Source organism: Streptomyces sp. ASQP_92 (assembly GCF_025399895.1).
In the GTDB taxonomy this organism is placed as follows: Bacteria; Actinomycetota; Actinomycetes; order Streptomycetales; family Streptomycetaceae; genus Streptomyces.
Genome location: NZ_JAODUA010000001.1, coordinates 608,507 through 621,621 on the forward strand (window position 1 = coordinate 608,507; position 13,115 = coordinate 621,621).

Consider the following 13,115-nt stretch of genomic DNA (forward strand, 5'->3'; position numbering starts at 1 on the left):
CTTCGAGTGGGGCCGGTGAGGCGCGGGGTGCCGGCGGGATGAGACAGGTGCGGCGGCCGCGGCAGGTGTGGGCCTGGCCGCACGGGCGGGTATCGGGAGGCGGCGCGGGCCGCCTTTCACATAAAGTCCACAGGTAGCCCGCCGTCAGGCGCGCGATCCACAGTCATCCATCCCTGGGGGGATCCCGCATGCCCATGTCCGCTTCCCGCTCCGCCCGACGCGCCGCCGCCGTCACCCTGGTCGCCTCGTCCCTGCTGTTCGCCGCCGCGTGCGGAGGCTCGGACAGCAAGAGCGACAAGGCCGCCGACAAGGACACCGCCAAGTCCTCGGCACCCTCGGCCTCCGCCCCGGGCGCCGCGGGTGGCACCGTCTCCGAGGCGCAGCTGAAGGCGGCCCTGCTGACGACGAAGGACGTTCCGGCGGGCTGGAAGGTGGACCCCGAGGGCGGCTCCACCATGGGCAAGGCCGACAAGGCCGAGTGCCAGAAGTTCCTCGACATCGTCCAGAGCGAGCCGGCCCCGCTGGGCGCCGCGGCCCGGCAGACCGTCAACTTCGAGGACGGCGGCCAGCAGGTCTTCGGCTTCGACGGCGACAAGGCCGCCGGCTACCTCAAGGGCTTCGACGCGAGCCTCGCGCAGTGTGCCTCCTTCGGCGTTGAGGTGGACGGCCAGAAGTACCCCGCCACCCTCAAGCCGCTCACCCTGGACAAGGCGGGCGACGAGGCCCACGGCTACCAGCTCGTCCTCGACCTGACCCAGGTGAAGATGGCCTTCGACAACTACGTGGTCCGCAAGGGCGCGGCGCTGAGCACGTTCTCCACGAAGAGCAAGACGCCGGGGGGCGCGGCGGGCGCGGAGTTCAAGACCATCACGGCCACGGTCGCCAAGAAGCTGGACCAGGCGGTCAAGGGCTGAGCCCCGCAGCGGTCCCGGGCCCGGCACTCCTTATGCTCGGGGCATGACTGAGAGCACCGAACTCGACCCCGAGGACCGCAAGATCATCACGCTGGCGCGCAGCGCCCGGGCCCGCAACGGCGTGGCCGAGGGCGCGGCCGTACGCGACGAGACCGGCCGCACATATGTGGCCGGCACGGTGTCGCTGGCCTCCCTGAAGCTCTCCGCGCTCCAGACCGCGGTGGCGATGGCGGTGGCCAGTGGGGCGGGGTCGCTGGAGGCGGCGGCGGTGGTGACGGAGGCGGTTGGGCTGGCGGAGGCGGATGTGGCGGCGGTACGGGACCTGGGGGGGCCCGGCGCGCCCATCCTCCTGGCCTCCCCCGACGGCACCCTGAGGTCTCCGACCTCCTGACCCGGCCCCGGGGGTGTTTTCCCACCCACCCGCCCGTGCGGCGGGGTTGGTTGGTTCCGGGACCCTGGGGCTCCGCCCCAGACCCCGTTCGCGCCTTAAGGGCGCTCGTCCTCAAACGCCGGACAGGCTGAAATGCCCGATGCGGGCCAGCACCAGCACCGCCAGGGGCGCGGGGAACTGCGCGACCAACCACGCACGGCCCGCAGACCGGAGGGCTTTTAGGGGCGCGGGGAACTGCGCGAGAAGCGACCACGGTCCGCAGGATCGAGAGGGTTGGGGGCGCGGGGAACTGCGCGAGACGCGGGCACGGTCTGCGGACGAAGGCGGGTTCAGGGGCGCGGGGAACTGCGCAAACCCCGGGCCCGGGTCACCCCCAGGGGCGCGGGGAACTGCGCGACCAGCCACCCGCGGCCCGCGGAGGAAATCGGGTTTTGGGGCGCGGGGAACTGCGCAGAACCCCGCCCCAGGCCACCCCCCCGGGGCGCGGGGAACCGCGCGAGCGGCCCCGCACGGCCCGCAGCCGTAGCCCCGCCGCAACCGCAGCCGCACCAGGCCCCGCCCCCACCCCCCCCGGGGGCCGGCACCCCCTAAGAATCAACGCGATGCCCCTTGCAATCCACACACCCCCGCGCATCAATGGACGACAGTCGATCCGACGGACCGTCAGGTCAAGGTGACGGGCCGGCGTGGGGTGCAGAGCCGCAACCCCGCACCGGAGTCGGACGCGCTCCCGACGCGCAGCGAACCGCAGCCCCTGTACAGCCATGCCCGCACGCCCGCGCACCCGTGCACGTGGGCCGGGGGCCGCTGCGCGGTCGTGTGTCGATGGACGCGGCAGACGATCAACTCCCTGTCATGGGAAGGGGAATCATGCGTAGGAGCACCAGCAGGCCGGTCGCGCGGGCCGCACTCGCCGTGGGGGCGGTGGCCGTGGCGGGCCTCGCCTTCGCGCCGGGCGCCGCCGCCGTCACGCCCACCACGGCCACCGCCACGTACGACTGCGGGGCCTGGGGTGGCGGCGGCGCCACGCTCACCGCGACCCAGAGCGGCACGGCCGCGACCATCACGCTGACCTCGGCCGTCACCACCCCGGTCGCCGTCGGCGCCAACCAGATCAGCGCGACCCTGACCCTCGCCCGGGGCGGCGGCGGAACCAGGGTGTTCAGCGGCAAGGCCAACCCCGCCCTGCCGGCGGGCAGCGCCGTCAAGATCGGCCCGCTGAAGGGCACGGTCGCCGCCGGCGACAGCCTCAACTCGTACTTCGCCGGTACCGCACTGAAGATGACGATCTTCGGTGTCGCGGTGAACTGCGACGCCACGACCTCGCAGTCCCCGGGCCCGTTCGTCTTCTGACGTCCGCCCACGCAGAACGAGCCGGTGCCGTCCCGGGCGGCGCCGGCTTTCGCGTACCCCGGGCCCGGCAGGTTCGGCGAGGTTCGGCGAGGCCACGCGAGGTTCGGCGAGGTCCGGCAAGGCCACGCGAGGTCCGGCAAGGGCCGGTAAGGACCGGCATGGCCCGGAAGGCCGACCCTGCCGTACCCACCCGCCGGAGACGTGAAATGCCGGGATCTTGACAGTATCTGATGGGTCATCAGTTGATGCACCGGGATTCCATTGACTTCTTCTCGCGCCGAGCCGTCAATGGCCCCCTGTCGGCGCAGCCGAGCCGCGCTGTGCCACTTCACGAAGGGGGGCACGCCCATGTCGGAACGTCGAAGACGGCGTCTGGCCGCCGTATTGGGGGCGGTCGCACTCGCCGCCGGGACCGGCGCGCTCGCCGCGCCCGCGAGCGCGCTGGCCGCGACGCCCGTGGACTTCGCCACGCACTGCATCCCGCCGGCCATCGCCGGCATCCCGCCCATCGACGGCACCACGAACGCGACCATCACCGTGGACAACGCGGCACCCAAGGTCGGCGACAAGGTCACCGTCACGTACACGGTGAACAAGCCCGCCGCCAGCAACCCGGTCGACATCGCCCTGCCCGCCGACATCATGACGCCGACCGGCAAGGTCACCCTCGCGGGCGCCCAGACCGGCTCGGTCGACGTGGCCGGGCCGAAGAAGAACGACCCGGTGCCCGGCAAGGGCGCGTTCCCGGCGTTCTCCATGAGCGGCAGCTTCACCGCCACCAAGGCCGGCGCGATCACCCTGTCGCCCGGCGACTACAACATCCACACCAGCTACATCATGGAGCTGGACACCCCCTGCACGGTCACCAATCCGCCCGCGCCCGTCTCCGAGACGGTCAATGCCACGGACGGCGGGGGCCAGGTCAACGAGCGGGCCATCGCGGCTGACCCGGCCTCGGGCAACGCCGGTGACCGCACCACCGTCACCGGGTCCAAGTTCACCCCGAACGCGGATGTCACCGTCGCGGGCTGGAACGGCAGCGCCACCACCGCCGACAAGATCACCTTCAAGTCGGACGCCAACGGCGGCTTCACCGCCCGCCCGAAGATCACGGACCCGGCGACCACCGGCATCGTGGCCTACGAGGGAGCGGCCTGGGATCCGGCGCACGGCGCGGGCCCCGTGGCGTACAAAGTCAACAGCGGACCCCCGCCCACCGGACCCGCCCAGAAGCTCAACACCTCGGTGAACGCGGGTACGTTGGCGATGTCCCAGGCCGGCGACAGCGTCGACCTCCAGGCCGTCGACTTCGGCAAGGGCGGTGCCTCCACCGGCGATCTGAAGACGGTGACGGTCCAGGACTTCCGCGGCGGCCCCGCGGGCTGGTCCCTGACCGGCAAGGTCACCGACTTCACCGGTCCCGCCGGCTCCATCGACGCGGGCCGGCTGAGCTGGACCCCGGCGTGCTCCGCCAAGGCCGGCTCCCCGTCCGTGTGTGCCGCGGGCTCGGCCGGCAGTGTGGGCAGCGCGGGCGCGACCCTCGCCTCCACCCCGAACGCGGCGCTCACCGGCGGCGAGTTCACCGTGGACGCGAAGCTCTCGCTCGACGTGCCGGCGTTCACCGCGCCCGGCGCCTACAGCGGCGTACTGACCCTCACCCTCACCTGACGTCCACCGTGGGCCGGGCGCGCACCCGCCCCGCCCACCAGCCCCCGGGGGTCCCGCACCGTGCGCAAGCCGTCCGCACTCCTCCTGGCCGCCGTACTCGCCTGGCTCACCGCGCTCGGGTGGCTCACCGCGCCCGCGGCGCACGCCGCCGACAACGGCAACTGGTCCGTCTTCCCCGCGTCCACGGGCGCCGCCCAGCGCCCGTACTTCTACCTCTCCGCCGACCCCGGCACCACCCTCGACGACAAGGTGACCGTCGCCAACAAGACGGCGGCGCCGCTGAGTTTCCGGCTGTACGGGGCCGACGCGTACAACACCGAGCGCGACGGGGGGTTCGCCGTGCGCACCGAGAAGGAGCGGCAGACGGGGGTGGGGGCCTGGGCGAAGCCGGGCCGCACCACGCTCACCGTGCCCGCCCGGTCCCAGGTCACCGTGGCCTTCACGCTCACCGTGCCGCCGGACGCCGAGCCCGGCGACCACGTCGGCGCCCTCGTCGCGCTCGACGACCGGGTCGCGCCCGGCTCCGGCGCCGACGGGAAGGTCGCCGTCGGCATCCAGCAGGCGGTGGGGGCGCGGATCTATCTGCGGGTCGGCGGGCCCACCGTGCCCGCGCTCGCCGTCGAAGACGTCTCGCTCTCCCAGCACCGGCCGCTGGTGCCCGGCGTGGGGGAGAGCCGCGCCGACATCACGTACACGCTGCACAACCGGGGCAATGTCACGCTCACCCCGAAGGTCGCCTTGAGCGCGACGGGGCTCTTCGGCCGTACGCTGCTCAGCCGCGGCCTTGCCAAGGTGCCGTCCGAACTGCTGCCGGGGCAGCGGGTCACGCTCACGGAGGTGTGGCGGGGGGCGCCCCAACTCGACTGGGGGGACGTGAAGTTGAGGGCCACGGCGAGGGATGCGCAGGGCTCCGCCGGGGTTTCCTTCGTGGCCCTGCCCTGGCTGCCCCTGGCGGTCCTCCTGGCGGCGGCCCTGGCCTACCCCACCCACCGGGCGGTACGCCGCCACCGGACGGCTCGCGCCTGAGCTTCCGCCCAGCTGTTGGCGCCCGTGAACGGTGCCCCCCACCCTGCGGCCCGCGGTCGCGTCTTGCGCAGTTCCCCGCGCCCCTAAACCCTCGGTCGTGTGCGGACCGTGCTCGCGTCTTGCGCAGTTCCCCGCGCCCCTAAACCCTCGGTCGTGTGCGGACCGTGCTCGCTTCTCGCGCAGTTCCCCGCGCCCCTAAACCCCGGTGATCCGCGGACCGTGCCCGCGTCTCGCGCAGTTCCCCGCGCCCCTGGCAGGACCGGTGCGGGCCCGCATGGGCATCTTCAGCCCGTCCGGCGTTTGAGGACGAGCGCCCTTGAGGCGCGATACGGGGTCTGGGGCGGAGCCCCAGGTGGGCCGGAACCAGCCAACCCCGCCGCACGGGCGGGTGGGCGGGCGAGGGGGCCGAAACCCCCCGGGGCGGGGTGCTGGGCGGCGCCGGGGTCGGGATCGGGGAGAATGGCCGCATGAGCGCTCGTACCCCTGCCGCTGACACCGCCGCCGCCCAGCCCCACCGGGCCGGCTTCGCCTGCTTCGTCGGCCGCCCCAACGCGGGCAAGTCCACCCTCACGAACGCTCTGGTCGGGCAGAAGGTGGCCATCACCTCCAACCGCCCGCAGACCACCCGGCACACCGTGCGCGGCATCGTGCACCGCCCGGACGCCCAGCTGATCCTGGTCGACACCCCGGGCCTCCACAAGCCGCGCACCCTGCTCGGCGAGCGCCTCAACGACGTGGTGCGCACCACATGGGCCGAGGTCGACGTGATCGGCTTCTGCCTGCCCGCCGACCAGAAGCTCGGCCCCGGCGACAAGTTCATCGTCAAGGAACTCGCCGGGATCAAGAAGACCCCCAAGATCGCGATCATCACCAAGACCGACCTGGTCGACTCCAAGACGCTGGCCGAACAGCTCATCGCCGTGGACCAGCTCTCCACGGAGCTCGGCTTCGAGTGGGCGCAGATCGTCCCGGTCTCGGCCGTCGGCGACCAGCAGGTCCAGCTCGTCGCGGACCTGATCATCCCGCTGCTCCCGGACAGCCCCCCGCTCTACCCGGAGGGCGACCTCACCGACGAGCCCGAGCAGGTCATGGTGGCCGAGCTGATCCGCGAGGCGGCCCTGGAGGGCGTACGCGACGAGCTGCCGCACTCCATCGCGGTCGTCGTCGAGGAGATGATTCCGCGCGAGGACCGGCCCGCCGACAAGCCGCTCCTGGACATCCACGCCAACGTCTACATCGAGCGCCCCAGCCAGAAGGGCATCATCATCGGCCCCAAGGGCAAGCGCCTGAAGGAAGTCGGCATGAAGTCCCGCAAGCACATCGAGGCACTGCTCGGCACGCCCGTCTTCCTCGACCTGCACGTCAAGGTCGCCAAGGACTGGCAGCGCGACCCGAAGCAACTGCGCAAGCTCGGCTTCTGACCCGGCGCACGCCTCCACCCCCGCCGGAAGTGCCCGGCGGGGGTGGAGGCGTACCGGGAGGGACCCGCGTCAGGACACCTTCGGAGCGCACCGCATGCCGATGTAGCAGCAGGCCGTGCCGTCGGGGAGGGTGGAGAAGACGACCGGCATCCAGTCCGCGCTGTACGCGCCGGAGCCCGCGCCGGCGAACACCGTGTCCGTCACCGCCACGAGGTCCATCTCCAGCGGCGGCGAGAAGTCCTTCATCCCGCCGACGAACTCGTACACCAGGTGCGGCCTGCCGTCCTCGCGCGCGGAGACGGTGATCAGGACGCCCTCGCGTTCGTACGTCCCGGTCAGCGGCGCGCAATCCACCGGGACCGGCGCGGCGGGCGGCCCGAACGGCGGCGGCATCCGCACCCCGGCCAGGTCGGCGAGGAGGTCGGTGAAGAGTTCCTCGTAGAGGCGGCGGGCGTCGCCGCCGTTGGTGAGCAGGGCGAGCGCGACCCCGGCGCTCGGCACCACGCGCAGGAAGCCGTACTGGCCGATCGAGGCGCCGTCGTGGCCGAAGCCCCGCACGCCGTTCCAGTCGTACAGCGTCCAGCCCAGACCCCAGCCGTCCGCGTGGACGGTCCACTTGTCGGGGGAGTCGACCTCGCGGGTCCGCATCGCCCTCACGCTGTCCGTGCTGAGCAGCCGGGCCCCGTCGGGGGCCGTGCCGTCCGCGAGGTGCAGCCGCGCGAACCGGGCCACGTCACCCGCGGTGGCCAGGACCCGGCCGTAGGGGCCCGCCGAGCGCGGCATGAGGTCCCAGGCCGGGGCCGGTTCGGGGGCGTGGCCGTACTCGCCGAGGTGTCCCATCGCGGTCCGGAACGCGAGCGCCTCCTCGGGCAGCGTCATGGTGTGGGTCAGGCCGAGCGGGGTGAGCAGCAGATCCTTGAGCGCCTGGTCCCAGGTGGTGCCGGTCAGTACCTCGACGATGCGGCCCAGCACGTTGTAGCCGAGGCTGCTGTAGGAGCAGGCGCTGCCGGGCGGGCAGTCGAGGGCGACGCCCGCGGCCGCGTCCACGTACCGCTCAAGGCAGTCGTCACCGCGACCCGAGTCGAAGGTGAAGTCGCAGGTCAGACCGCTCGTGTGGGAGAGTAACTGGCGGGGTGTGATGGTCCGGGCCGCCTCTTCGTCGGCGACCGTGAAGTCCGGCAGCACCGTGCGCACCGGCGCGTCGAGGTCCAGCCTGCCGGCGTCGGCCAGCCGCATGATCAGCGTCGCGGTGTACGTCTTGGCGAGCGAGCCGAGCTGGAAGACCGAGTCGGTGGTGGCCTCCACCCCGGTCCCGGTGTGCAGCACACCGCTCGCCAGCTCGTGGATCGTGCCGTGGGTGAGCACGGCGAGCGTGGCGCCGGGCACGTGGTGGGTGCGGCGGAGCCGGTCGAGCCGGGCCTGCCACTGGTCGCGGTAGAAGTGCTCGCCGCCCGAGTCGCCGACACCCCATCCGCCCTCGGCCCGCCAGTTCCCCCGCTGGTCCCAGCTCACGTTCTTCGACATCGCGCCCCTCCCGAATGCGTACAGCGTCCCCCATGTGCGAACAGCGTACGCACGGGGCTGTGTGTACGCAAGCGCACGGTGTACGCAGGAGAAGGGAAGTCGGTTGCCAGGGAAAGGAGTTGGGGAGCGGGGTGGTCGACGCCGCCCCAACTGCCGTCAGGCGTCGGCCGGTTCGGCGATCAGCGCGGTGCCCGCCGGGCGGAAGCCGAGGGTCGCGTACATCCGGGCCACGTCGGCGTCGCCCGCCGACAGGAACACCGTCGTCGCCCCGGCCGCCCTCGCGTGGGCGACCAGTGCCGCGGTGACCGCGCGTCCAAGTCCCCTGCGGCGCGCGGCGGGCAGCGTGCCCACGGCCACGATCTCGGTGACCGCGCCCACCGGGTTGTGCATCCCGGAGCACAGCGGCAGCCCGTTCTCGACGGCCGCCGCCAGCGCGGAGCGGCCCGTGCGGATGCGTTCGGCGACCTGCTCGGCCCGGCCGTCACCGGCGCTGGCGGTGATCCGCGCGGCCAGCTCGGCCGCGCCCGCCGGCCCAACTCCCGTACCGGGCGCGGCGAACGCGAGATGCGGCACGACCAGCGCGGCGTGCAGCAGCGGGTCGGCCGGGCCGAGGACACGTACCAGGGGATGGGGCTCGGCGGCCGGTGTCGCGGGGTCGAGCACCATCAGCGGGTGCTCGTGCACCACCAGGCCCGACTTCTCGACCGCCGCCCGCAGCCCCGGGCTCACCTCGGCCACCCACTCGAACGCCTCGGGCGCCCCGACCTCGCGCTGGCGGGCCCGGACCGCGTCCACGTCGGCCGCCGTGACGGGCCCGTCGTGGCCGAGGGTGGGTCGTGCGTAGAAGGGCCAGCCGGCGCCCTCGCGGACGAAGAGGGTCAGCGGCCCGAAGTCCTCGGCGCGCGCCGAACTCCTGGGCGCGGCATCGTAGTAGCGCTCGAGAGCGGCCAGGGCGGTGTGGGAAGTGGTGCTCATGGTGCGCATCAAAGCAGTGACGACAGGCCCGCGCACCCGCCTTTTCGGCGCCGCCTACGCGCCCTCCTTCAACACCCTTGAGATCAGCTCGCGTTGGGCCTCGGTGAGGTCGGGGTCGGCGCAGTGGACCGTATGGCCGTCGACGGTGATCACATAGTGGAAGCCGTCCGGTACGCCGGCCGTCGGCCCGGTGTGGGCCTTGACCAGCGCCGCCTTCGCGAGCGTGCGCCACGCGGCGGCATCGGGCCGGCCCGAGGTGTCGATCTCGGCCCGGCGCTCGATGCCGGTGAATCCTCCTGAACGGGAAACCTGGATACGCATGGCCTCTGTCTAGCAGCCCTCGCGCGGTACGTCAGCGGGTAACGCCTCAGGAGGCCGGAACCCCCACCTGCGCCCACGCCTTCAGGACCGACTGCGTCTCGGCGCCGTCGCCGTAGCGCGCCCGGGCCGCGGCCACCGTCAGCTCGGCGAAGTCCTTGAACATCGCCTGCGGGCCGAGGTGCCCGCCGGTGAGCACGTCGTACCAGATCTGTCCGGCCCGCTCCCAGGCCTTGCCGCCGAGGGCGTCGGCGACCAGGTAGAAGGCGTGGTTGGGGATGCCCGAGTTGATGTGTACGCCGCCGTTGTCGCGGCCCGTGGTGACGTAGTGGTCCATCGTGGCGGGCTGCGGGTCCCGGCCGAGCACGACGTCGTCGTAGGCGGTGCCGGGGGCCTTCATCGAACGCAGCGCCTCCCCGTGCACGCCCGGCGCGAGCAGTCCCTCGCCGATCAGCCAGTCCGCCTGGTGGGCGTCCTGGTCCAGGGAGTACTGCTTGACCAGGGAGCCGAACACGTCCGACATCGACTCGTTCAGGGCGCCCGGCTGGCCGAAGTAGGTCAGGTTCGCGGAGTGCTGGGTCACGCCGTGGGTGAGCTCGTGGCCGATGACGTCCACCGGCAGCGTGAAGTCCAGGAACATCTGGCCGTCACCGTCGCCGAACACCATCTGGGTGCCGTTCCAGAACGCGTTGTTGTAGCTGTGGTCGAAGTGGACCGTCGCGTCCAGCGGCAACCCCCGGCCGTCGATGGAGTGGCGCAGATACGCCGTGAGGTACAGCTCGAAGGTCGCGCCGAGGCCCGCGTACGCACGGTTGACCGTCGCGTCCGCGACGGGGGCCTCGCCCTCGCCGCGCACCCTGCGGCCGGGCAGCGTGGTGGTGTGCCCGGCGTCGTACACGGTGCGCCGGGGCTGGTCGGCGCTCGCGTCCGCGGGCTCGGCGGGCGGCTCGGCGCCCAGGACGGTGGTGAGGCGGCGTTCGGTGCGCTGGGCGGCGTCCGCGACGAGGGTCCTGCGGGCGATCCGGACGAGCGCGGGGTCCTCGGCCTCGATGAGGCGGTCGAAGACGTGGGGCGGGACGATGGTGCAGAAGACCGGGTAGGTGGTGGCGTCCATGCCGGGCAATGTGGCACCGGGTGACGGGCCTGTCACCAGTCGCCACCATGATTGTGAAGCGTGCTTTTTCTACGTCTGTTCCCGGCCATTGCGGCCGCGGTCCCGGCGACGGAACGCGGGTGCGCGGACCGATCCCGCACGGCCGCGCGGGATGCCGAGCCTTCGACGAGGGATACATCACGTTTGTCCGAATCGAGGCCTGCGTCCCGCATACTGATACGGGACCCGCGCTCGCGCGGTCCCTCGGCTAGGCTGCGGCATCATGCGTATCGGGCTGCTTCTTCTTAGCTGCCGCGGCGAGGGCCTGTAGTCGTAGGCCGACCCCCTCCCCGCGGGATCTGGTGTTGCGCTCGACAGTCGGCCGTCCCTCCCTCTGCCTCGAGGAGCCGCACGCCATGTCTCAGCCCGTCGGTCGCCCCACCCCCATCACCAACGCCACCCGGACGCAGAAGCCCTCCGGGATGCCGATCCACAAGTACGGCCGCTACGAGGCCGTCGAGATCCCCGACCGCACCTGGCCCGACGCCCGCATCACCAAGGCGCCGCGCTGGCTCTCCACGGACCTGCGCGACGGCAACCAGGCGCTGATCGACCCCATGAGCCCCGCCCGCAAGCGCGAGATGTTCGACCTGCTGGTGCGCATGGGCTACAAGGAGATCGAGGTCGGCTTCCCCTCCTCCGGCGAGACCGACTTCGCCTTCGTACGCTCCATCATCGAAGAGGGCGCGATCCCCGAGGACGTGACGATCTCCGTCCTGACCCAGGCCCGCGAAGAGCTCATCGAGCGCACCGTGGAATCCCTGCGCGGCGCCCACCGCGCCACCGTCCACCTGTACAACGCGACCGCCCCCACCTTCCGCCGGGTCGTCTTCCGCGGCACCAGGGACGAGGTCAAGCAGATCGCCGTGGACGGCACGCGGCTGGTCATGGAGTACGCGGACAAGATCCTGGGCGACGAGACGATCTTCGGTTACCAGTACTCGCCGGAGATCTTCACCGACACCGAGCTTGACTTCGCCCTGGAGGTCTGCGAGGCGGTGTGCGACGTCTGGCAGCCCGAGGAGGGCCGCGAGATCATCCTCAACCTGCCCGCCACGGTGGAGCGTTCGACCCCCTCGACGCACGCGGACCGCTTCGAGTGGATGAGCCGCAACCTGACCCGCCGCGCCTACGTCTGCCTGTCGGCGCACCCCCACAACGACCGCGGCACGGCGGTGGCCGCCGCCGAACTGGCCATCATGGCCGGCGCGGACCGCGTCGAGGGCTGCCTGTTCGGCCAGGGCGAGCGCACCGGCAACGTCGACCTGGTGACCCTGGGCATGAACCTGTTCTCGCAGGGCGTCGACCCGCAGATCGACTTCTCCCAGATCGACGAGATCCGCCGCACCAGCGAGTACTGCAACCAGATGGAGGTCCACCCGCGCCACCCCTACGCGGGCGACCTGGTCTACACCGCCTTCTCCGGCTCCCACCAGGACGCCATCAAGAAGGGCTTCGACGCGATGGAGGCGGCCGCGGCCGCCGCGGGCAAGTCGGTGGACGACATCGAATGGGCGGTCCCGTACCTGCCCATCGACCCCAAGGACGTCGGCCGCTCCTACGAGGCCGTCATCCGGGTCAACTCGCAGTCCGGCAAGGGCGGAATCGCCTACGTCCTGAAGAACGAGCACAAGCTGGACCTGCCGCGCCGGATGCAGATCGAGTTCTCGAAGATCATCCAGCAGAAGACGGACTCGGAGGGCGGCGAGGTCACCCCCGCCGCGATCTGGTCCACCTTCCAGGACGAGTACCTGCCCAACCCCGACAACGCCGAGGCCCGTTGGGGCCGCATCCAGCTGCGCTCGGGCCAGACGACGACGGACAAGGACGGCCGCGACACCCTGACCGTCGAGGCGGTCGTCGACGGCACGGACACGGTCCTGACCGGCACCGGCAACGGACCGATCTCGGCCTTCTTCGACGCGCTGGCGGCGGTGGGGGTGGACGCGCGGCTGCTGGACTACCAGGAGCACACGATGAGCGAGGGCGCGTCCGCGCTGGCCGCGTCGTACATCGAGTGTGCGATCGACGGGGTCGTGCTGTGGGGGATCGGGATCGACGCGAACACGACGCGGGCGTCGCTGAAGGCGGTCATCTCCGCGGTCAACCGCGCCGCCCGCTGACCCCCGGCGCCGGGCCCCCCTGCGGGGGTGCCCGGCGCCGCGCCGCCCCTCCCCCCTCGGCCCTGCGGGCCGTGCTCGCTGTTCGCGCAGTTCCCCGCGCCCCTGAAACCCGCCTTCGACCGCGGATCGTGGTCGCTTTTCGCGCAGTTCCCCGCGCCCCTAGCTACTCGGTGCCGGGCCGCATGGGACACCTCAGCCCGTCCGGCGTTTGAGGACGAGCGCCGTTCAGGCGCGATACGGGGTCTGGGG

Annotated in this window: 11 protein-coding genes; 7 read left to right on the plus strand and 4 right to left on the minus strand. The window is 72.3% G+C overall.

The features are described from left to right. Positions 1-188 precede the first annotated feature (188 nt). The 6 genes from N4G70_RS02610 (at position 189) to era (ending at position 6,773) form a co-directional block, all read left to right on the plus strand. Positions 189-914, plus strand: a complete 726-nt coding sequence (locus N4G70_RS02610) for a hypothetical protein (RefSeq protein WP_261710710.1) — start codon at positions 189-191, stop codon at positions 912-914. A 43-nt stretch (positions 915-957) separates the two neighbouring features. Continuing rightward, complete coding sequence (locus tag N4G70_RS02615) at positions 958-1,305, plus strand: cytidine deaminase (RefSeq protein WP_261710711.1); 348 nt, start codon at positions 958-960, stop codon at positions 1,303-1,305. 870 nt (positions 1,306-2,175) lie between these two features. Next, positions 2,176-2,658, plus strand: a complete 483-nt coding sequence (locus N4G70_RS02620; protein ID WP_261710712.1) for a hypothetical protein — start codon at positions 2,176-2,178, stop codon at positions 2,656-2,658. Between the two features lie 348 nt (positions 2,659-3,006). Beyond that, positions 3,007-4,326, plus strand: a complete 1,320-nt coding sequence (locus tag N4G70_RS02625) for a beta-xylosidase (protein WP_261710713.1) — start codon at positions 3,007-3,009, stop codon at positions 4,324-4,326. Between the two features lie 60 nt (positions 4,327-4,386). Beyond that, entirely contained in the window at positions 4,387-5,352 is a 966-nt protein-coding gene (locus N4G70_RS02630; protein WP_261710714.1) for a DUF916 domain-containing protein, read from the plus strand. 467 nt (positions 5,353-5,819) lie between these two features. Then, complete coding sequence (gene era, locus N4G70_RS02635; RefSeq protein WP_261710715.1) at positions 5,820-6,773, plus strand: GTPase Era; 954 nt, start codon at positions 5,820-5,822, stop codon at positions 6,771-6,773. Between the two features lie 69 nt (positions 6,774-6,842). Here the strand turns inward: era and N4G70_RS02640 are convergent, their stop codons facing one another. The 4 genes from N4G70_RS02640 to N4G70_RS02655 form a co-directional block, all read right to left on the minus strand. Then, positions 6,843-8,297, minus strand: a complete 1,455-nt coding sequence (locus N4G70_RS02640) for a serine hydrolase (RefSeq protein WP_261710716.1) — start codon at positions 8,295-8,297, stop codon at positions 6,843-6,845. 156 nt (positions 8,298-8,453) lie between these two features. Further along, positions 8,454-9,272: a GNAT family N-acetyltransferase gene (locus N4G70_RS02645; protein ID WP_261710717.1), complete on the minus strand. Its 819-nt coding sequence runs from the start codon at positions 9,270-9,272 to the stop codon at positions 8,454-8,456. A 54-nt stretch (positions 9,273-9,326) separates the two neighbouring features. Next, complete coding sequence (locus N4G70_RS02650; RefSeq protein ID WP_261710718.1) at positions 9,327-9,593, minus strand: protealysin inhibitor emfourin; 267 nt, start codon at positions 9,591-9,593, stop codon at positions 9,327-9,329. Positions 9,594-9,639: 46 nt separating this feature from the next. Continuing rightward, positions 9,640-10,704, minus strand: coding sequence for a M4 family metallopeptidase (locus N4G70_RS02655; protein ID WP_261710719.1), 1,065 nt, complete (start codon positions 10,702-10,704; stop codon positions 9,640-9,642). A 395-nt stretch (positions 10,705-11,099) separates the two neighbouring features. On the opposite strand from N4G70_RS02655, the gene leuA reads away from it, so the two are divergent. Then, positions 11,100-12,866: a 2-isopropylmalate synthase gene (gene leuA / locus N4G70_RS02660; protein ID WP_261710720.1), complete on the plus strand. Its 1,767-nt coding sequence runs from the start codon at positions 11,100-11,102 to the stop codon at positions 12,864-12,866. The last annotated feature ends 249 nt before the right edge of the window (positions 12,867-13,115 follow it).